Genomic DNA, 20,192 nt, shown 5'->3' with positions numbered 1-20,192 from the left:
CATCAGCACCACAAGCTACACAACCTATTGCGACTCCGGTTTCGGTAAATGGAGGTGACGAGATTGTAGAAATGGATCGTATGCGAAAGCTGATTTCTGGATATATGGTTGCTTCAGTTCAAACTTCTGCTCACGTGCAATCGTTTATTGAAGTGGATGTTACCAATATTGTAAAATGGAGAGATAAAGTTAAAACGGCATTTGAAAAGAGAGAAGGAGAGAAATTAACTTTTACTCCAATTTTCATGGAAGCGGTTGCTAAAGCTTTAAGAGATTTCCCTGGAATGAATATATCAGTTGATGGAGATTATATTATCAAAAGAAAGAACATCAACTTAGGTATGGCAGCAGCTTTACCTAATGGAAACTTAATTGTTCCGGTTATTAAAAATGCTGATCAATTGAATTTGGTGGGTATGGCTAAAGCTGTAAATGATTTGGGTAACCGAGCTAAAGCAGGTAAATTAAAACCCGATGATACGCAAGGCGGAACGTATACGGTAACAAATGTGGGAACTTTTGGATCGGTATTCGGAACCCCAATTATTAACCAACCACAGGTGGGAATATTAGCTTTAGGAGCGATTCGTAAAGTTCCGGCGGTTATTGAAACACCAGAAGGTGATTTTATTGGAATTCGTCAAAAAATGTTCTTGTCACACAGCTACGACCACCGAGTAGTAGATGGCGCGTTAGGAGGAAGTTTTGTAAAACGTGTTGCAGAATACCTTGAGGCATTTGATGCAAACAGAGAATATTAAGAAATTAAATTAATAGATAATATCAAAACCCTTTCAAAAAGAAAGGGTTTTTTGTTTGAAAATAATACATCAAAATCGATTGCCAACAAACACAAAATTTTATATTTGCTTATAAATTATAACTAATGGAATTAAAATTAAACCGACCACTTTGTTTTTTTGATTTGGAGACAACAGGAATTGATGTTTCTAAAGATCGAATTGTAGAAATATCTATTTTTAAAGTATTTCCTAATGGAACTACAGAGAGCAAAACATGGTTGGTTAATCCAACTATTCCAATTCCGGCTCAGGCTTCTGCGGTGCATGGAATTACAAATGAAAAGGTAGCCAATGAGCCTAATTTTAATGAATTGGCTTCTCAAGTGCACAACATGATTAAAGATTCTGATTTGGGAGGTTTTAATTCCGATCGATTTGATATTCCGTTATTGGCTGAAGAATTATTGCGCGCAGGAGTTGATTTTGATATGAAAAATAGGGTTTCTATTGATGTTCAAACCATCTTCCATAAAAAGGAAGAACGAACACTTAGTGCAGCATATAAATTTTATTGTAATGCCAGTCTCGAAAATGCACATTCTGCAGAAGCAGATACCATAGCAACTTATGAAGTGCTTAAAGCCCAATTGGATCGCTATGAGGATTTGGAAAACGATGCCAAATGGCTTTCTGAATTTACCACTAGAAAAAAATCGGTAGATTTTGCAGGATTTATTGCTTTAAATAATGAAGGTAAAGAAATATTTACTTTCGGAAAAAATAAAGGGCAATTGGTAGAAGAAGTGTTAGAAAAAGAACCGGGATATTATGGATGGATTCAAGGTGCCGATTTTCCTTTGTATACCAAAAAGGTATTAACCGGAATCAAACTCAGAAAATTAAATACAAAAGGCTAGTAATATAGAGTGTCCCCTTATGAAAATTATTTGCATCGGTAGAAATTATGTAAAGCATATTGAAGAACTTGGAAACGATCGTCCAGACGAACCAGTTGTTTTTTTAAAACCCGATTCTTCCATTTTGTTAAAACAGCATCCATTTGTAATTCCTGAGTTTACAGATGATGTGCATCATGAGGTTGAACTACTTGTGAAAATAAATAAAGTAGGGAAGTACATCGAACCTAAATTTGCTTCCAATTATTATGATGAAATTGGATTAGGAATTGACTTTACAGCAAGAGATTTACAAGCAAAGTTGAAGGAAAAAGGATTGCCTTGGGAAAAAGCAAAGTCGTTTGATGGGGCGGCAGTTATTGGTGATTTTTATGCTAAAAGCGATTATAAATCGCTAGATAATATTGAGTTCAAACTAGTGAAAAACGGAGAAATTGTTCAGCTTGGAACTACCAGTCATATGATTTGGAAAATTGATGAATTGATAGCTCATGTTTCTCAATTTTTCACTTTGAAAAAAGGAGATATTATCTTTACGGGTACTCCTGAAGGAGTTGCTGCAGTGAAGCCCAATGATATTTTGGAAGGTTATTTAGAGGATAAAAAATCATTTAGAATCCAAGTAAAATAATGGCTATAAATTACAACCTTGCTAAAGTTTTTGCATTGGCTGATGGCGATACCGATTTTGTGTTGAAAATCGCTCGAATCTTTGTTGAAGATGTACCGAAAGATTTAAAAGAATTAGAAAAGGCCATTAAGCAAAAAAAATATGAAGAAGCCTTTTTATTTGCACACAAGATAAAGCCATCCTTGGAATTGTTTGGTATGTTAATTACCCATGATGATATTATATTAATCGAATCTTGGGCTCAATTAAAAGGTAAAAGAAAAGAAATCGCCGCAACATTTGATAGCATAAAAATCCAAATTGGAAAAGCGATTAAAGAGATTAAGAAAGATTATTCAATTCAATAACAAAGAAAAATCCCCAAGAACAACTTGGGGATTTTTTAGTATTAATTAAAATTATTCAAATTTTACTTTCACCGTTTTAGTTTCGCCGTCTCTGATAAAAATAACATCAAGTTCTTCGCCTGGGGTTATTTTTGCTAAGGCATCCATATAACTGTACACTTCTTTAATTTCGGAAGTACCAATTTTAGTAATAATGTCCCCTTCTTTTATTCCAGCTAATTGAGCCGGACGATTATCGGTAACGCCATCAACATGTAACCCATCGCCATGCTCTGTATAATCAGGCATAATTCCCATAGTTACTTTGTATTTTGGTCTTGTTTTACCTGCGTTATTTTTAGTTTTAATAAAAGCAACCGACTCTAAATCAGCAACATCATTGGTGACTCTAAAAACATAGTCAACAATATTGGTTACACCGGTGTAATTTATTTTATCTTCATCATCACTAGGTTTGTGGTAATCGGTATGAGTGCCTGTAAAGAAATTCAAAACGGAAATATCTTTCAAGTAAAAAGAAGTATGATCTGTAGGGCCAACTCCGCTTTCTTCTTGAGTGATGTTAAATCCTGCTGGCTTATTTTTTTCAATAATTGCTTTAAATTCTGATGCAGTTCCTACTCCACCAACAACAAGTTCTTTTTTAGCATTTAATCTACCAATCATGTCCATGTTTATCATGGCCTCAACATTTGGATATTTTTCTTTGATTGTTTCAGCCATGTGTTTCGATCCAATTAAGCCATCTTCTTCTCCCGAGAATAAAGCAAAAATGAAGTTCACTTTTTCTATTGCTTTATTTTTGCTGAACATTCTAGCTAATTCTAATACACCTGAAACTCCTGAAGCATTGTCATCGGCACCATTATGTATTTCACCTTTTGAATTGGCTTTCGTGGAATTATTGTGTTCGTTTAATCCCAAATGATCGTAATGCGCTCCAATTACTATTGTTTTAGCTGCTTTATTGTCTAAATAAGCGATTACATTTCTTCCTGTATTTGAAACGCTGCTGGTGTTCGTTGTGTCGTGTGGATTTAAGCGAATAGTGTAATCAAATTTTTGAATGTAATCTTTTCCATCATAAGGTTTTAATCCTAATGATTTAAATTGTGATGTAATATAATCGGCTGCTTTTTGCTCACCAGCAGATCCGGTTAATCTTCCTTGTAATTCATCGGAAGCCAAATAAGAAATGTGTTTTTTTAATAGCTCTGGTTTTGCATTTTCTGCTTCATCAGAGTCAACCCAGTCTGCAATGAAAACATTGGTTTCTCTTGCTGCAGTTTGTTGTCTGTTGCTTGACCAAACTAATTTTTTTCCATCAGGTGAAAACATTGGGAATGCATTAAATTCACTTTCCCAAGTAATTTGTTTTAAGTTGGTTCCATCAATATCAATCATATACAATTGAAAATCATAACCGTGAGTAGAATGATGATTGGATGAAAATATTATTTTTTTATCTGAAGGGTGAAAAAATGGAGCCCAGTTGGCTTTTCCTAAATGTGTAATTTGTTTGATGTCAGTTCCGTCTACATTACATGTATAAATTTCCATTTCTGTAGGGGCAACTACATTTTCTTTTAATAAAGCTTTGTAATCTGCAATTTCAGCTTCTGTTTTTGGTCGTGAAGAACGGAAAACCAATTTTTTGCTATCATGAGAAAAGAAACTACCACCATCATAACCCAATCCATGCGTTACTTGTTTTAAATTGGTTCCGTCTATATCCATGGTCCATAACTCTAAATCTCCCGAACGGGTAGAGGTGAAGGCAATTTTTTTACCATCTGGTGAAACCACTGCTTCGGCATCATATCCTGGTGAATTAGTCAATTGCTTTACGATTTTTCCATCAAGATCGGCCATGTATATATCAAATTCTGGGTAAACTGCCCAAAGATATTTTCCATCATGTGGTTTTGGTGGAGGAGGGCAAGCATCATTTGAAGCAAATGTAGAGGCGTAAATAATATGTTTTCCATCAGGCATAAAATACGAACAAGTAGTTCTTCCTTTTCCAGATGAAATGGGTTTTAATTTATCGGTAGTATAAGGTGTGTTTTGTAAATCCAACATATAGATTTGGTCACAAGACATTCCCATTTTCGGATTGTTAATTTGCAGGGTTAACATAGTGCCACTCGGACTAAAATAAGCTTCTGCATTATCTCCACCAAAAGTTAGTTTTTGAATGTTTTTTAGATTTTTCTCTTGACCAAATGAGATTAAGCTAATTGAAAGGGCAATAAATTGATAGAATAAATTTTTTTTATTTGAATACATGTTATAAAATAAATTTGGTAAGTAGGGTAGTTTTATTTTTCAATGGCATTTTCAAAATTTTCTTCCACCTTTTTCCAATTGATTAAACGGAAGAAATTTTCAATATATTTTTTTCGGTTGTTTTGATAATTCAAATAATAGGCATGCTCCCATAAATCAATCCCTAAAATTGGAGTTCCCGAAACTTCAGATCGAGGCATTAAAGGATTGTCTTGATTTTGAGTATTGGTTATTTGAAGTTTTCCAGATGCATCCACTACAAGCCAAGCCCAGCCCGAACCAAATTGTTTATTGGCTGCGTCTCTAAATTGAACTTTAAAATCATCAAAAGAACCAAAATCTCTATTGATTGCACTAGCTAAAGTATCTGCTGGGGCCGCTCCTCCTTTGGGAGTTAAGACTTCAAAATACAAACTATGATTATAATATCCACCTAAGTTATTTCTTAATTCGGTGTTTGATAAATCTAATTTTTTTAAAATATCTTTTATTGGAGTGTTTTCAGAATCCGTTCTTGAAAGCGCTTTGTTCAAATTATTGGTAAAAGTCAAATACTGTCTTGAATAATGAATTTCCATGGTTTGAGCATCAATATTTGGTGCCAAGGCATCATATCTAAAGGGTAATTCAACCAATTCAAAAGCTCCCGATTCTGCTTTTACATCATCAGGTGAGCCAATAGTTAGTTTTTCTTCAACTGAAGGAAGAGGAACTTCAACAACTTCTGTATATTTTTTTCTTTTGCATGCCCCAGTAGTGATTACTAATAGAGCGCAAGAAACTAGGGTAAGTATTTTTTTCATGATTCTATTTTTTCTTTGCTAAAGAAAGAATTGCTTCAATGTACAATTCCTTGCATTCATCTTCTGTAAGGTGACTTATTTGCATCCATGCATTCATTTTAAATGCATTTCTTAAATCATATACCGGGTAAATTCGGTTATTTATTGTGCCTTGTGTAGACTGTTTGTACAAGGCATAAAGGCGCAATTGCACATCCTGAGGTAAGGAGTCTTGCGTCATGCCGTTGGCTATTTCAACAGCTTCTTCAAATCTTGTTTCTAAGTCTTTTTCCGACATTTATTTACTAGCAATTATAGTTTTATTTCCTACTGCTTTTTGATTTAAACTTACGTTAATAGTTGTTCCTAATGGAAAATATAAATCAACTCTTGAGCCAAATTTAATAAATCCGGCATCTTCACCTTGACGAACAAAAGTTCCTTCTTCGGCATAGTTTACGATTCTTTTTGCTAAAGCACCTGCTATTTGACGATAAAGTATTTCGCCAAAAACTCTATTTTCTATAACAACGGTTGTTCTTTCGTTTTCAGTACTTGCTTTTGGGTGCCAAGCCACTAAATATTTTCCTGGATGGTATTTGCTGTATCTAACTTTTCCTCCAATTGCATAACGGGTTACGTGCACATTAATTGGCGACATGAAAATAGATACTTGAATTCGTTTGTCTTTAAAATATTCAGGTTCATAAACTTCCTCAATAACTACTACTTTCCCATCAACAGGCGCATAAACATGTTGATCGTTTGGAACTAAGGCGCGATTCGGATTTCTAAAAAATTGAAGGATAATAAATAAAAATACCAATAAAAATAATTGCACCGGTTTTAATATCCACGGATTATCTGTAAGGTAAGGTGTTCCTAATAATAAAACAGTAAAAATGAATGTAGAAATAAGAATAATCTTGGCTCCCTCTTTATGAAACATAATATAAAATTTGGTAAAACAAAAATACAAAAGGTGCTACAAATATAACACTATCTAAGCGATCTAAAATGCCACCATGACCGGGCATTATTTTTCCGCTATCTTTTACTCCGGCAACACGCTTCAACTTGGATTCAATTAAATCGCCTAATGTTCCAATAACAGAAGCAATAATGGCAATAGTGATCCAAATTTTAATTGATTTTTCGCTAAATTCTGGGCTAGCCTGAATGTAATATTTCGAAATTAAAAAACCTCCCAAAATACTAAATGCGATACCTCCTATTAAACCTTCAATAGTTTTTTTAGGGGAGATGCGTTCTAATAATTTATGTTTCCCAATTGATTTACCTACGATGTAAGCAAATGTATCGTTCGTCCAAATCAAAATAAATAAACCGATAATTATTTTTGGATTGTATTCTTTTATTCCAAATGATATTTTGGTAATGAATAAAAAGGGAAGAATAATATATCCTAAAAGGTAAATTAATTTGCTTGATTGAGAAACTTCTTGAATACGATCACTAAATAAAAAATGGATACATTTAAGCGAGGTGATTATGGTGATGCCAAGTAATATTTGGTATAAAAGTGTGATGTCTACATCTAACTGGTAGTGCTTATGGGTTGTGTTTAATAAAAAGCTTTGAACTTCTTTTTTGTAAAAGCAAATAAGAGTTACCACTCCGTATAACAGGAAAGCAAAAAGAATAGAGATGATTTTTTTAAGATGAACTAAAGCACAATATTCGTATACGGTAATAAGTAGGAATATTCCGAATAGCATGAAAAAAGTTTCATTTGAATAAAGAATAGAAGCGATAAGAAGTATGATATAAACCGCACCCGATATCGCCCGCTTTAAAGTTTCATTCATGTTACAAATCTTCTAGTAACAATAAATAAAGATTTTTTGCAGAGCTACCATAAGTTAAGAAGTCTTCTTCTTGAACTTTTTCAAAATACTTGATTGCAGTAATATTGGTTGGGTAATCTTTATCGTATTTCTTTTTTATAGCACGAAGTCCGTCGCTTTTTGTTTCTAGAATTTGACTTGTAGTTGCCAAAATCACAATGTTGTCTGGAAGTTCGTTAGGTTTTTTATGTTTAATTTGATTTGAAGAAAATAAAACCGAACCTTCATCTGCAAGTAAATTTTCACAACTTGCGAAAAAGAATTTTGGAGCAGTTACGTTATTGTATTCTAATTTATTTTCATCCAATAAGGAAAACAATTTTGATTCGTAACATAATACTTCGCTTTCAAACCAATCGTTTTCTTCTAATATATTTTCGAATTGTTCTTTTACTTCATTTAAGTTTTCGCAATAAATGAATTTACCTCCATTTTTCTTAAAGTTAAAGGTAAATAAATCATCTACAGGTAAGTTGGAAGGCTTTGGACTGTTGTATTCGCTCATGCCATCATCTTCAGATGACTCATTGCTACCGCCAAATATTTTTCTAAAAAGACTCATAGTACTAAATAAAATTCTTTATTTCTTGCTTGAAAACTTTCAAAGATAAAAAAATCTTAATTCAAAAACATTTTTTGAATTAAGATTTTTACATTTTTTGAATAAATAAATTTTATTCTTGTACCTCAGTAGTTTCTTCTTCAGAAATTTGAAAAGGTCTTTTCCCAAAAATTGCTTCTAAATCATCTTTAAAAATCACTTCTTTTTCAATAAGAATATCGGCAAGTTGCAGTAATTTCTCTTTATTTTCGTTTAGAATATTAATGGCTCTTTGGTACTGACTTTCAATTAATAAGGAGATTTCTTTATCAATAGTTATAGCAGTTTCTTCAGAATAAGGCTTGTTGAAATTGTATTCACTTTGACCAGATGAATCGTAATAAGTTACATTCCCCAATTTGTCATTCAAACCATAAATAGTAACCATAGCACGCGCTTGTTTGGTTACTTTTTCTAAATCTGATAAAGCACCGGTTGAAATTGTATCAAAAACTACTTTTTCTGCTGCACGCCCACCCATCGTAGCACACATTTCATCAAGCATTTGATCTGGTCGAACAATTAATCGTTCTTCAGGTAAATACCAAGCAGCTCCTAAACTTTGTCCTCTCGGAACTATAGTAACTTTAATAAGTGGTGCTGCATGTTCTAACATCCAACTCACCGTTGCGTGACCTGCTTCATGTATTGCGATTGCTCTTTTTTCTGCAGGAGTAACAATTTTATTTTTCTTTTCTAAACCACCTACAATACGGTCTACAGCATCTAAGAAATCTTGTTTGTCTACCGCAGTTTTATTGTTTCTAGCAGCAATTAAAGCGGCTTCATTACACACATTAGCAATATCTGCTCCCGAGAAACCTGGAGTTTGTTTTGCTAAAAATTCAGTATCTAAACCTTCTACTTTTTTTAGAGGTGCCAAATGCACTTCGAAAATTTCTTTACGCTCTCTAATGTCTGGAAGATCCACATAAATTTGACGGTCAAAACGTCCAGCACGCATTAAAGCTTTATCCAAAACATCGGCTCTGTTGGTAGCTGCTAAAACAATTACATGGGTATTGGTTCCAAAACCATCCATTTCGGTAAGTAATTGATTTAAAGTATTTTCTCTTTCGTCATTACCTCCAGAGAAATTATTTTTTCCTCTAGCTCTACCTACTGCATCAATCTCATCAATAAATATGATTGCAGGCGATTTTTCTTTGGCTTGTTTAAATAAATCTCTAACACGAGAAGCTCCAACCCCAACGAACATTTCAACAAAATCGGAACCCGATAATGAAAAGAAAGGTACTTTTGCCTCTCCTGCAACTGCTTTTGCTAATAAGGTTTTACCAGTTCCTGGAGGCCCTACTAATAAGGCTCCCTTTGGAATTTTACCACCAAGTACGGTATATTTTTCAGGGTTTTTTAAGAACTCTACAATTTCTTGAACCTCTTCTTTCGCACCTTCTAATCCGGCTACATCTTTAAAAGTGGTTTTAACATCTTCTTTTTCGTCAAATAATTTGGCTCTTGATTTTCCAATATTGAATATTTGTCCGCCTCCGCCGCCAGCACCACCTGACATTCTTCTCATAAAAAACAACCAAACTCCAATTAAAAGTAACATCGGTAGGAAGCCTACAATATATTCCGACCAATCGCTTTTAATTTTAAAGTCGTAGTCTTTTAATTTGTTAGCAGTCTTTGCTTTTATTAATTTATTTTCAAAATTTTGAGCATCTGCAATTTCAAAAAGATAATGCGGTCCTTTATTTACTCCGCCAAATAATGGATCTTTCGCAACTTTGCTGTTTGATTTTTCTTTCAAAGCAGCTGAAGTAAGATAGGCTTCTGCTTGTACTTTATTAAAAACAATAACTTTTTCAATTTGACCACTATTCAATAGCTCATCAAATTTTGAGGAAGAAATTTTAGTTGGATCTTGTAATCCGTTGCTGTTAAATATATTCAATAGAACAAACATAAAAATGATTGCTCCAGTAATCCACCACGGACTAAATTTTAAACCACTTGGTTTTTTATTTTCTGCCATTTTGTTTCTTTATCTTTAATTTTTATTTGCAATCGAAGTTATTTTTGCATCTCCCCACAATCCTTCGATGTTGTAATATTCACGAATTTCTTTTTGAAAAACATGCACAACTATACTCACATAGTCCATTAACACCCATTCGGCATTATCAGTACCTTCCACATGCCAAGGTTTGTCTTTAATTTCTTTGGAAACTATTTTTTGGATTGAATTTACAATTGCATTCACTTGAGTATTAGAATTTCCACTGCAAATAACAAAGTAATCGCATACTGCATTGTCAATTTCTCTTAAATCAAGGATATCTATATCATTTCCTTTTACTTCTTCAATTCCTTTTAGGATGTTTGTTAATAAAACATCGGTGCTCACTGTTTTTTTTGCCATCTATTATTTTGTATGAAATGCAAATGTATCAAAAATTGTCCTTAATTTTGAAGCTTAACATAAGTTTAAACGTCAATTTTATAATATATTTTACATGTCTGTAATCAAACTCAGTGCCATAGATTCTACAAACGACTATTTAAAGGAGCTTTCTCGAAATCAAATTGTAGAAAATTTTACCACTGTTGTTGCAAATAAGCAAACAAAGGGTAGGGGGCAGATGGGTGCTGCTTGGGTTTCTGAAGAAGGTAAGAATCTAATTACTAGTATTTTGATTAAAGATGTTTTGCAAGATGTTGATGAAATATTTCATCTTAATGTAGCTGTTGCTCTATCCATTTTTGAGGTGTTGAAAGCGAATGACTTACCTAATTTAGCTATTAAATGGCCGAACGACATTATGTCAGAGCAAAAAAAAATTGCTGGCATATTAATTGAAAACAGCATTAAATCCGATGGGAAAATAGAATCGGTTGTTGGAATTGGGTTGAATGTAAACCAAAAGAGTTTTGAAAACCTACCTAAAGCATCCTCAATGGCCGTGGTAACCAATTCTGAATTTGATTTGGATGAAATTTTAAATCAACTTATCTTTCAAATTAAGAAAAATTGCAGTTATATACTTACCAGGCAAACCGATAGATTGTGGCAAGACTACCACTGCAATTTATATAAAATAAATGTTCCTTTGGCCTTTGAAGATGCCAATCAACATAAGTTTATGGGGATAATTCAGGGTGTTTCCACAAATGGATTGTTGGAAATAAAACTGGAAGACGATTCAATAAAAAGCTTCGGAATTAAAGAAGTCCAAATTTTATTGTAACTAATTACAATTTTTGCATGTTATTAGCCAAAGTCTCCATGAATTTGGTAATAGGTCCTTTGATCATCATTGCCATCATGGGATTGAAATCTCCTTCAAAATCAAGTTGTACTTCACTTGAATTTGGAGAAAGTTCATTTATTGAAGCATTCAAAGAAAAAGGTAATTTATCGCTTGCAGCTACCAATAGTATTTTTGAATTTGGCGTTCCTTCTTTTAATCTCAATTTGATTTCAGGCATACCAGACAAGCCGAAATTAAAAATATCATCTCCAAGAACTTCAAATTTTGCAATGTTATCTGGCATTAATTTTTCGTAATTCTTAACATCAGACAAAGCATTGAATAAATGTTCAGATGATTTTTCTACAGTTACTTTCGGACTTTCTAAATTCATTTTATTGGTATTGCGAGGAACTAAAAAAATCTATCCTCTATTTATAAATAATTACACTCCCCAAGTAGACGGACTCGTGCGCCATTCTTGAAGTGTAGTTTGTTCTTTTTCGGTAATATAATTTTTAGCTACAGCTAAATTTAATAAGTTTTCATAGTTGCTTAGTGTATGTAATTCAACACCTGCATTTTTAAAATTTTCTTCAGCAACTGCAAATCCATAAGTGAAGATGGCAATCATTCCTTTTACATTCGCTCCGGCTTCTTTTAAAGCTTCAACGGCAAGTAAACTGCTGTTTCCCGTTGATATTAAATCTTCAACCACCACCACATTTTGACCTTTTTGTAAAAAACCTTCCACTTGATTTTGTCTTCCGTGTTTTTTAGGCTCTGGTCTTACATAAACAAATGGCAGTCCAAGTTCTTCGGCAACAAGAATTCCGATGCCAATTGCGCCTGTAGCAACCCCTGCAATAACATCTGGTTTACCATAAATTTCATTAATTTGTTTGGCAAATTCATCTCTGATGAAATTTCTAATCGCTGGAAATGAAAGGGTTAAACGATTGTCGCAATAAATAGGAGAGTTCCATCCGGAAGCCCATTTAAATGGATTTGACGGATTCAATTTAATTGCATTTATTTGTAAAAGCAATTCGGCTGTTTTTTCGGCTGTTTTCGTATTATAAATCATACTGCAAATGTATAAAGTTTTTGTAAACGACAAACCACTTTTTTTAACAAATCAAGTCGCAAAAGAAACCGACTTTCAACTGTTTTTACTTGAAACGGTTGACATTGAACAGCTTATAGTAAAGATGTTCAATAATAAGATTAAGAAAGCCTACTTGTATCATCCAGATGAAAAAGAAATACTGAGTAAGGTTAAAGAAAAAATACCTGTAAAAAAAGCAGGTGGGGGATTGGTTTATAATAAAAAAGGGGAAGTTTTATTTATATTTAGAAATGGTAAATGGGACTTACCTAAGGGTGGTTGTGATAAAGGAGAAGAAATTGAAGATTGTTCTATTCGTGAAGTGGAAGAAGAAACTGGAGTAACCGATTTGAAAATTTCTAAAAAATTACAAAAAACCTACCATGTGTTTAAAAGAAATGGAGTTTACAGATTAAAAATTACCCACTGGTTTGAAATGACAACCACATTTGAGGGGACTCCAATTCCGCAAGAAAATGAAGGAATAGAAAAAGTAGCTTGGCTTAATCAAGAGCAAATAAAAGAAGCCCTTACTAATTCGTATGAGAACATCAAGCTTTTATTTGAAAATTAGTTTTACTTATTAATTCGTACCGAATCAGGAACCAAAACGGTATAATCACCACCATTTCGAATAACATCACGCACAATGCTAGAGCTAATATACGATGTTTTAGCGGCCGTTAGTAAAAAGACGGTTTCAATTTTGGATAATTTTCTATTAGTGTGTGCAATTGCTTTTTCAAACTCAAAGTCGGCGGGATTTCTTAAACCACGAAGGATGAATTGAGCATTTTCTTTGTGACATAAATCAATAGTTAACCCTTCGTAGGTAATCACTTTTACTTTTGGTTCGTCTTTAAAAGCTTCTTCAATAAAGAGTTTGCGGTCTTCAAGTGAAAACATGTATTTTTTATCGGCATTAATTCCGATAGCAACGATTACTTCATCAAACAACGAAATTCCTCTATTTATAATGTCAAAATGACCTTTGGTTATTGGGTCAAATGATCCTGGAAATATAGCTCTTTTCATTTAATTTCTTTTTATAGCAGTAATTTTACCGTCTTGGAATAAATCGAGTAATTCTTTTTTAGAATAGTTACTTTTTTTAGTAGTGTAATTTTCAGATACATTGATGTCGTCAATATCATAAGGTGCATATACTTGATAATCATTTTCAGTGGTGTAAATGCTGTCTTTAGTAATCTTGTCAATCCTGAATGTATAATAATATCCTTTGGAATCTTTCATAAAATACACATCTTCTGCCCTCGGGTTTTTAATGAATAAAGAAGTTTTAGAATCGGATTTATAAAAACTATACAGACTATAAAGTATATAACAAACAATAACAAAACTACCAAAATACATCCAAAGGGGACTTCTTAAATTATTGTTTTCAGCGGCAAGTTTTGAAATTGTGCTGGAATCCAAATCGTTTAATGCTATTTCTTGATCGCAATTGCTACACCACAAGCTTGCCTTTTTTTCAACTGGAAATAACGGAATAAAAGTGATTTGTGTATATCTGCTGTGAATATTATATTTTATAGTGGAAGTAGAATGACAATGCGGACAAGTCACGTTGGGTGCTTCTCCTTTTTTAATTATGCTGTCTCTAGTTCCAACTAATACAATCATAAATTACTTTTTCCAAATTGGTTTGCGCTGTAAAGCTAAATTAATTTCGTTTTCTAGCAAATTGCTCATTTCCATTTTGGCATAGGCTGCTTGTTGCGGGAAAATACTTTGTGGCGATAACCCCGGATTGGTATTGATTTCAATGAAATGCGGAACATCATTCATAATGATGAAATCGGTTCTTGAAAAACCCGTCATGCCCAAGGATTCATATACTTTTTTGGCCGTTTCAATCACTCGATTTTCAACTTCTTGTGATATTCTAGCCGGAGTAATTTCTTCTGATTTTCCTAAGTATTTGGCTTCATAATCAAAGAAAGAGTTTTGCGAAAGTATTTCGGTGATTCCTAAAACTTTGGTTTCACCTTGGTATTTTAAAACTCCCACTGATACTTCGCGTCCATTTAAGTAGGATTCAATTAAAATGTCGTTGTCTTCTGCGAAAGCAAAATCAAGTGCTTTTTGAAAATCTTCAAGAGTGGTAACCATGGAAACTCCTAATGAGCTTCCGGATTGATTTGGTTTCACAAAAAAAGGAAGTCCTAATTCGGCAGCTACTTTAGTTCCATCTATTGCATCGCCTTTGGTTACATAAATTGAATTGGCTTTTGGGATATTAAATTTTGATAAAACCGAAAGCGTATCTCTTTTATTAAAGGTCAACGCCGATTGATAAAAATTACATCCAGTGTAAGGTAAATCAACCAATTCCCAATAAGCTTGCATGTGTCCGTCTTCTCCTGGTGTGCCGTGAATGGTATTGACTGCAACCTCAAATTTAATTTTTTTGTTGTCTTTCAAAATCGAAAAATCAGATTTGTCTATGGGAAACTTCACACCATCAATTAAACAATACCAATCGTTTAAAAGAATATGTACTTCAAAAGGGGTGTATTTAGATTGATCTAAACTAGTTAAGATTAACTGTCCGCTTCGTAAGGATATTACCGATTCATCAGAATATCCTCCCATAACAACTGCTACGTTCATTGAGGAATTATTTTAATTACTATACAAAAATAGCACAATTGTTGAAACTAAAAATTATATCTTTGCCATAAATACATTTTTTATGAGTTTAAGAAAATATCTTACCAGTAAAGTTTTTGTAGCCCAAGTATTGGCAGCGATGGCTATAGTTGCCGTAATTGCTTTTTTGTTTTTTCATTGGATCACTTTTGTAACCAACCATGGCAATGAGATTACAGTGCCTAATTTGGCACGATTAAACGAAGAGCAAGTGGATGAAAAATTAAGCGAACTCGATTTAGATTACGAAATTATTGATACAGTTGATTACAATCCCGGTTACCCAAAACTAACTGTGGTACAGCAGGAACCAACTGCTGGTTCAAAAGTAAAAGGTGGTAGAAAAATATATATTAAAATAAATGCAGCAACCTTTAAAATGGTTGCAGTTCCTGATTTAATTGAAAAAACGTACCGTCAAGCGGTTCCTACTTTAAAAGCAATTGGATTGCAAGAGGGTACCATAAAATACATTCCTTACATTGGGAAAGATATGGTTTTAGAAATGTGGATGAACGGAAAGAAAATTAAACCGGGAACCCGTGTTTTAAAAGCTTCTAGAATTGATTTAGTTTTAGGAGATGGAAAGGTTGTCTTTGATGATACCGAGTTAGATTCTATTCCAGATACCGAAATGCCAACCGATACAATTCCAAATGAGCAATAACATTGATTTTCAAGAGCCTGAAGAAGAGCTTTTTGAACATTACCGATTTGATGTGCCGAAAGGGCAGGCCTTATTACGAATTGACAAATATTTAATGTTAATGGTGCCCAATGCTACTCGGAATAAAATTCAGAATGCAGCATCAAATGGCGATATTTACGTTAATGATGTGCCTGTTAAATCCAATTATAAGGTAAAGCCTTTGGATGTTATCCGAATATTATTAGCGCATCCCCCTTTTGAAAATAGAGTAGACCCTGAAGACATTCCGTTGGATATAGTATATGAAGACGATGCCCTATTGTTAATTAACAAACCGCCAAATTTTGTAGTGCATCCTGGACATGGAAATTACACCGGGACTTTGGTAAATGCTTTGGCTTTCCATTTTGAAAATCTTCCGTTAAATAGTTCTGAAAGACCTGGTTTGGTTCACCGAATTGATAAAGATACATCAGGATTGTTAGTTGTAGCCAAAACAGAAGCGGCCATGACACATTTAGCTAAGCAATTTGAAGATAAAACCTCCGAAAGAGAATATATTGCTTTGGTGTGGGGAAATGTAAAAGAAGATGAAGGAACCATTACAGGTAACATTGCGCGTCATTTGAAAGATCGAATGCAAATGGCTGTATTTTCCGATCCCGAAATAGGAAAACATGCAGTTACACATTATAAAGTATTGGAGCGTTTTGGTTATGTAACCTTAATTTCTTGCAAATTGGAAACGGGTAGAACTCATCAAATTCGCGTACACCTAAAACACATCGGACATACTTTGTTTAATGACGAACGCTATGGAGGAAATTTGATTCTAAAAGGAACTACCTTTACGAAATACAAGCAGTTTATTGATAATTGTTTTAAGACACTTCCAAGACAAGCACTTCATGCTAAAACACTGGGTTTTGTTCATCCTACTACTGGAAAATACATGCTTTTTGATACTAAAATTCCAAAAGATATGGCTGATTGTATTGAAAAATGGAGGGTTTATTCGAAATCAATTGGTACAGAAGAAGAATAAAAAAAGAGCTTATTAAAGCTCTTTTTTTTATTACTATTAATTGATACTGATTTTCTTGGTAATTGAATGATTGTTCGAATCCAATTTTAAGAAGTAAAAACCTTGAGGTAAATTCTCTAATTCAAAATGGTTATCAATGAATTGCGGTTTGTTTACTTCTAATATTGTTTGACCGTTTATGTTGATCACTTGGATTGCATCTACAGAAACAGAAGTATTTATTGTGATTTTGTGATTTGAACTTGGATTTGGATAAACGCTAACATTTGCTACTTGAAACGAATCGATATTTAAGTTTGCACAGGCATTAGTCCATATTTGACAAACATATTCTGGGTGATCAACAAATGGATTTCTATTACCTTGAACTGCGTAAATAGCATTATTACGATTAATTTCTTTTTGACTTACTGGATCTTGATTGTGCCAAATTAAAAGCATGTTTAAAAACCAAGGTTCAAAAACGTTATCGTTTGTACCATCTAAAACGGTATCTCCACTAGCGTTGAATGTTTGCCAACTTCCAATGGCATTTTCATAGCAGGTTGCCATATAAAAATAATTACGGGCAATATCGCCTTTATATTGATCCGCAGGTTCAAATACTTGTAGCGAGTACGGGTAATTTGGTGTAGTACAAGCACCTATTTTCCAGCCATTTCCTATTGGATTAACAACAGTTGAAGCAACCATTCCGTAGGCTAAACTTTGTCTCATGCTGTTGTCTTTTTTGTCTGCTGGCATCACAATATGTGCGTCCGAATACATGGGATATACTTGGCCTCCAAACCAACTTTGAGGGAAAGTGTGTTCTTTGTTGTAGCGCTGACATTCTTGATTTCCTAGTGTTCCATCGTCTTGATTTCCTCCATTTGCAACTGGTCCAAAAACAAAATTACAATTGGAATAAATGTCCCATACATATCCATCTGGTCTTACGTCTGAAGTGGTAAACAAACTCCACAATCCAGACCCGTAAATTAAAGTAGTATGAGGGCTTATCTTATTGTATAATTGAGTTTTAAGTGTAAATCCGGTTCCAGTAGCTGTATCATAATAACCTGCTGGAATTTGTGCAAACCCAAGTGTTGCCGATGCAAAAAAAAGTAATGAAAATAAATGTTTCATATGTTAAGATTGTCTTTCTAATAAAGCCATGTAAAATCCGTCAAATCCCGATTCGGAAGCCAATATTTTACAATCCTTTTCTAATTTAAATTTTTTACCAATTTCTGTTTTTAAAAACTTAGCAATTTGTTCTTGATTTTCAGATGGTAAAATAGAGCAGGTGGCATATACCATTTTCCCGCCTGGCTTTACTATTTTAGAATAGCTTTCTAAAACTTCCGATTGCACTTTTCGAATATTATCAATGAATTCGGGTTGTAATTTCCATTTGGCATCCGGATTTCTTTTCAAAACTCCCAAACCACTACAAGGTGCGTCAATCAATACTCGATCGGCTTTTTCGTGTAATTTTTTTATGACTTTAGTAGTATCTATTATGCGGTATTCAATATTAAAAGCACCATTTCTTTTAGCTCTTAATTTTAACTGCTTTAATTTGCTTTCGTATAAATCCATAGCAATTAACTGACCTTTATTTTGCATTAATGAGGCCATATGTAAAGTTTTTCCACCTGCACCAGCACACGTGTCAACAACGCGCATTCCGGGAGCTACTTCTAAAAATGCAGCAACCAATTGGGAAGAGGCGTCTTGTACTTCAAATAAACCCTCTTTAAATGCATCTGTCATAAATACGTTAGCACGTTCTTTGAGTACTAAAGCATCCGGTTGATTGGGTAAAAAATCGGTTTCAATATTTAAGTCCATTAAAATGGCACGTAATTTTTCTTTAGTAGTTTTTAAAGTATTTACTCTCAAAATTACTTGTGCTTGTTTGTTTTGGGCAGCTATTTCTTTTGTCCAAAGTGCTTCGCCTAATTCTTTTACCCCCAGCTCATCCATCCAATCTGGAATCGATTCACGTATTTTTCTAGTTTTAGATAACTCGTCAAATCTTCCTTTGATTTTTCTTTCGGGTGTTCCGTCTAATTGTCTCCAATCCGGAATTGGATACCCTCGTAATACTGCCCAAACAGCAAACATTCTCCAAATGTCTTCTCTGTTGTAGGGTTCTTTTACCTCGGCAATTTCAGAATACAATCGTTTCCAACGCACCACTTCATAAATGGTTTCGGCAACAAATTTTCTATCGGAACTTCCCCAACGCTTGTCTTTTTTCAATGCGCGTGCAACTGCTTTGTCTGCATATTCACCTTCATTAAAAATTGCATTTAAAGAATCGATAGTGGTATAAACTAAATTCCGGTGTAATCTCATTTTGTAATTATTAAGCCTGCAAAGGTATTGCTTTTATATAAAACAAAAAAGTATGCAGGACGCATACTTTTTTAAATATTTTTTTGAAATTATTAATGATGATCTCCGTGGGAGTCAATTCTTTTCATATCGATAATTTCAGGTGGATGAAGCACCATAGGAAATTGTTCTACTTTAACAGAACTACTATCAAGTCCGAATCCTTTTTCTTCTGATAAACTAAGTTTTTTCATGAAGAAATAAGCATTCATTACAATGTTTTCGAAGAACGTTAAGTCACTGTCATTGGATAAAAATTTCTCTGAAAGCACAAATTTAAAATCCCCTAGAATATTGTTTTTATTTAAAGATTCATATCTACTGGTAACGTCAACTTCTCCTTTGTTTACCATATCTTTCAATACTTCTTTGAACATTAAGTTGATTTTAGTAGGTTCTCTAAATCCTAAATAGAAATCAATTCGATATAAATCGTCTTTAATGATTTCGCTTACTTTATATTCTTTTTTATACGGCTCACTTAAAATGTTAACGTGAATAAACCAATATAAGTCGGCTCTTTTTGGACGTTTTTGAAGTATAGAATACATTACTTTCTCTTCAATTTCATCAATGCGATTTGAATTGGTCATGTATACTAAATGTGTAGCATATTTAGGAATAGAAAGGTCTAAACTTAATTCGGCTAATACTTTCTTGTATGAATCAATCTTAACCATTTTAGTATAATTTTTGCTAATTCGTTTAGCTAAATACCAAATAGACATGATAGATATTAATACAATTGTGATGCAAAGCGTTACATATCCACCATCTATAAATTTAGTCACGTTAGCTCTTAAAAAGCTGAATTCAATGATGATATAAATTGAAATTAAAGGCGCAATAAAATACCATTTTACTCTTTTCATTATCAAATAAAAATTCAATAAAACGGTTGTCATAATCATACACAAAATGATGGCTAAACCATAG

The 20,192-nt window shown here is 33.5% G+C and carries 24 protein-coding genes; 8 read left to right on the top strand and 16 right to left on the bottom strand.

All coding sequences use genetic code 11. The features are described from left to right. The 4 genes from ACKOWY_RS02575 to ACKOWY_RS02560 all read left to right on the top strand — a co-directional run. A partial coding sequence (locus ACKOWY_RS02575; protein WP_408939879.1) for a 2-oxo acid dehydrogenase subunit E2 occupies positions 1 to 761 on the top strand: 761 nt, incomplete at its 5' end. A 125-nt stretch (positions 762 to 886) separates the two neighbouring features. Beyond that, positions 887 to 1,660, top strand: coding sequence for an exonuclease domain-containing protein (locus ACKOWY_RS02570; RefSeq protein ID WP_408939878.1), 774 nt, complete (start codon positions 887 to 889; stop codon positions 1,658 to 1,660). Between the two features lie 19 nt (positions 1,661 to 1,679). Further along, on the top strand, positions 1,680 to 2,291 hold the full coding sequence (locus tag ACKOWY_RS02565; protein ID WP_408939877.1) for a fumarylacetoacetate hydrolase family protein: 612 nt from the start codon (positions 1,680 to 1,682) through the stop codon (positions 2,289 to 2,291). Beyond that, complete coding sequence (locus tag ACKOWY_RS02560; RefSeq protein ID WP_408939876.1) at positions 2,291 to 2,638, top strand: Hpt domain-containing protein; 348 nt, start codon at positions 2,291 to 2,293, stop codon at positions 2,636 to 2,638. The genes ACKOWY_RS02565 and ACKOWY_RS02560 overlap by 1 nt, the downstream gene beginning before the upstream one ends. Before the next feature lie 51 nt (positions 2,639 to 2,689). Here ACKOWY_RS02560 and ACKOWY_RS02555 read toward each other — a convergent pair whose 3' ends face one another. From ACKOWY_RS02555 to rsfS, 8 genes are all read right to left on the bottom strand, one after another. Continuing rightward, entirely contained in the window at positions 2,690 to 4,927 is a 2,238-nt protein-coding gene (locus ACKOWY_RS02555) for a M20/M25/M40 family metallo-hydrolase (RefSeq protein ID WP_408939875.1), read from the bottom strand. Between the two features lie 32 nt (positions 4,928 to 4,959). After that, a complete protein-coding gene (locus ACKOWY_RS02550) occupies positions 4,960 to 5,730 on the bottom strand; it encodes a superoxide dismutase (RefSeq protein ID WP_408939874.1) in 771 nt (256 codons plus the stop codon). Positions 5,731 to 5,734: 4 nt separating this feature from the next. Beyond that, on the bottom strand, positions 5,735 to 6,007 hold the full coding sequence (locus tag ACKOWY_RS02545) for an acyl-CoA-binding protein (protein ID WP_408939873.1): 273 nt from the start codon (positions 6,005 to 6,007) through the stop codon (positions 5,735 to 5,737). After that, the gene (locus ACKOWY_RS02540; RefSeq protein WP_408939872.1) at positions 6,008 to 6,658 is read right to left on the bottom strand and encodes a phosphatidylserine decarboxylase family protein; all 651 of its coding nucleotides are present in this window, start codon (positions 6,656 to 6,658) and stop codon (positions 6,008 to 6,010) included. Beyond that, a complete protein-coding gene (locus ACKOWY_RS02535; protein WP_408939871.1) occupies positions 6,648 to 7,538 on the bottom strand; it encodes a phosphatidate cytidylyltransferase in 891 nt (296 codons plus the stop codon). Before ACKOWY_RS02535 ends, ACKOWY_RS02540 begins: the two co-directional genes overlap by 11 nt. Position 7,539: 1 nt before the next feature. Next, positions 7,540 to 8,139 (bottom strand): lactate utilization protein B/C, encoded by a 600-nt coding sequence (locus ACKOWY_RS02530; RefSeq protein ID WP_408939870.1) that lies wholly within the window; start codon positions 8,137 to 8,139, stop codon positions 7,540 to 7,542. Positions 8,140 to 8,251: 112 nt separating this feature from the next. Further along, positions 8,252 to 10,180 carry an ATP-dependent zinc metalloprotease FtsH gene (ftsH, locus tag ACKOWY_RS02525; protein WP_408939869.1) on the bottom strand — a complete coding sequence of 643 codons (1,929 nt, stop codon included), beginning with the start codon at positions 10,178 to 10,180 and terminating at the stop codon, positions 8,252 to 8,254. Positions 10,181 to 10,195: 15 nt separating this feature from the next. Further along, positions 10,196 to 10,567, bottom strand: coding sequence for a ribosome silencing factor (gene rsfS / locus ACKOWY_RS02520; protein ID WP_408939868.1), 372 nt, complete (start codon positions 10,565 to 10,567; stop codon positions 10,196 to 10,198). Between the two features lie 94 nt (positions 10,568 to 10,661). Between rsfS and ACKOWY_RS02515 the strand changes: the two genes are divergently transcribed. Beyond that, positions 10,662 to 11,393 carry a biotin--[acetyl-CoA-carboxylase] ligase gene (locus ACKOWY_RS02515; RefSeq protein ID WP_408939867.1) on the top strand — a complete coding sequence of 244 codons (732 nt, stop codon included), beginning with the start codon at positions 10,662 to 10,664 and terminating at the stop codon, positions 11,391 to 11,393. Positions 11,394 to 11,397: 4 nt separating this feature from the next. On the opposite strand, the gene ACKOWY_RS02510 is transcribed toward ACKOWY_RS02515, so the two are convergent. Both ACKOWY_RS02510 and pyrE read right to left on the bottom strand, forming a co-directional pair. Then, a complete protein-coding gene (locus ACKOWY_RS02510; RefSeq protein WP_408939866.1) occupies positions 11,398 to 11,790 on the bottom strand; it encodes an SRPBCC family protein in 393 nt (130 codons plus the stop codon). Between the two features lie 51 nt (positions 11,791 to 11,841). Next, positions 11,842 to 12,483, bottom strand: coding sequence for an orotate phosphoribosyltransferase (pyrE, locus tag ACKOWY_RS02505; RefSeq protein WP_408939865.1), 642 nt, complete (start codon positions 12,481 to 12,483; stop codon positions 11,842 to 11,844). Between the two features lie 7 nt (positions 12,484 to 12,490). On the opposite strand from pyrE, the gene ACKOWY_RS02500 reads away from it, so the two are divergent. Further along, positions 12,491 to 13,078, top strand: coding sequence for an NUDIX hydrolase (locus ACKOWY_RS02500; protein WP_408939864.1), 588 nt, complete (start codon positions 12,491 to 12,493; stop codon positions 13,076 to 13,078). A 2-nt stretch (positions 13,079 to 13,080) separates the two neighbouring features. Here the strand turns inward: ACKOWY_RS02500 and coaD are convergent, their stop codons facing one another. From coaD to ACKOWY_RS02485, 3 genes are read right to left on the bottom strand one after another with little or no spacing between them, the layout of a single operon-like run. After that, positions 13,081 to 13,539: a pantetheine-phosphate adenylyltransferase gene (gene coaD / locus ACKOWY_RS02495; protein WP_408939863.1), complete on the bottom strand. Its 459-nt coding sequence runs from the start codon at positions 13,537 to 13,539 to the stop codon at positions 13,081 to 13,083. Then, on the bottom strand, positions 13,540 to 14,148 hold the full coding sequence (locus tag ACKOWY_RS02490; RefSeq protein ID WP_408939862.1) for a zinc-ribbon domain-containing protein: 609 nt from the start codon (positions 14,146 to 14,148) through the stop codon (positions 13,540 to 13,542). It abuts the gene before it with no gap. A gap of 3 nt (positions 14,149 to 14,151) precedes the next feature. Further along, positions 14,152 to 15,138: a D-alanine--D-alanine ligase gene (locus ACKOWY_RS02485; protein WP_408939861.1), complete on the bottom strand. Its 987-nt coding sequence runs from the start codon at positions 15,136 to 15,138 to the stop codon at positions 14,152 to 14,154. An 82-nt stretch (positions 15,139 to 15,220) separates the two neighbouring features. Here ACKOWY_RS02485 and ACKOWY_RS02480 point away from each other — a divergent pair, with 82 nt between their 5' ends. Then, positions 15,221 to 15,844 (top strand): PASTA domain-containing protein, encoded by a 624-nt coding sequence (locus ACKOWY_RS02480; protein ID WP_408939860.1) that lies wholly within the window; start codon positions 15,221 to 15,223, stop codon positions 15,842 to 15,844. After that, complete coding sequence (locus ACKOWY_RS02475; RefSeq protein ID WP_408939859.1) at positions 15,834 to 16,871, top strand: RluA family pseudouridine synthase; 1,038 nt, start codon at positions 15,834 to 15,836, stop codon at positions 16,869 to 16,871. The genes ACKOWY_RS02480 and ACKOWY_RS02475 overlap by 11 nt, the downstream gene beginning before the upstream one ends. A gap of 36 nt (positions 16,872 to 16,907) precedes the next feature. Here the strand turns inward: ACKOWY_RS02475 and ACKOWY_RS02470 are convergent, their stop codons facing one another. The 3 genes from ACKOWY_RS02470 to ACKOWY_RS02460 all read right to left on the bottom strand — a co-directional run. Then, positions 16,908 to 17,999, bottom strand: a complete 1,092-nt coding sequence (locus ACKOWY_RS02470) for an endonuclease (RefSeq protein ID WP_408939858.1) — start codon at positions 17,997 to 17,999, stop codon at positions 16,908 to 16,910. 3 nt (positions 18,000 to 18,002) lie between these two features. After that, positions 18,003 to 19,217 carry an RsmB/NOP family class I SAM-dependent RNA methyltransferase gene (locus ACKOWY_RS02465; protein WP_408939857.1) on the bottom strand — a complete coding sequence of 405 codons (1,215 nt, stop codon included), beginning with the start codon at positions 19,215 to 19,217 and terminating at the stop codon, positions 18,003 to 18,005. Between the two features lie 92 nt (positions 19,218 to 19,309). Further along, the coding region (locus ACKOWY_RS02460) for a KUP/HAK/KT family potassium transporter (RefSeq protein ID WP_408939856.1) at positions 19,310 to 20,192 on the bottom strand (883 nt) is incomplete at its 5' end.

This window comes from Flavobacterium sp. (assembly GCF_046073885.1).
Classification (GTDB): domain Bacteria; phylum Bacteroidota; class Bacteroidia; order Flavobacteriales; family Flavobacteriaceae; genus Flavobacterium.
The sequence above is the reverse complement of the archived record's forward strand: the minus strand, read 5'-3'. Positions and strand labels throughout refer to the sequence as shown.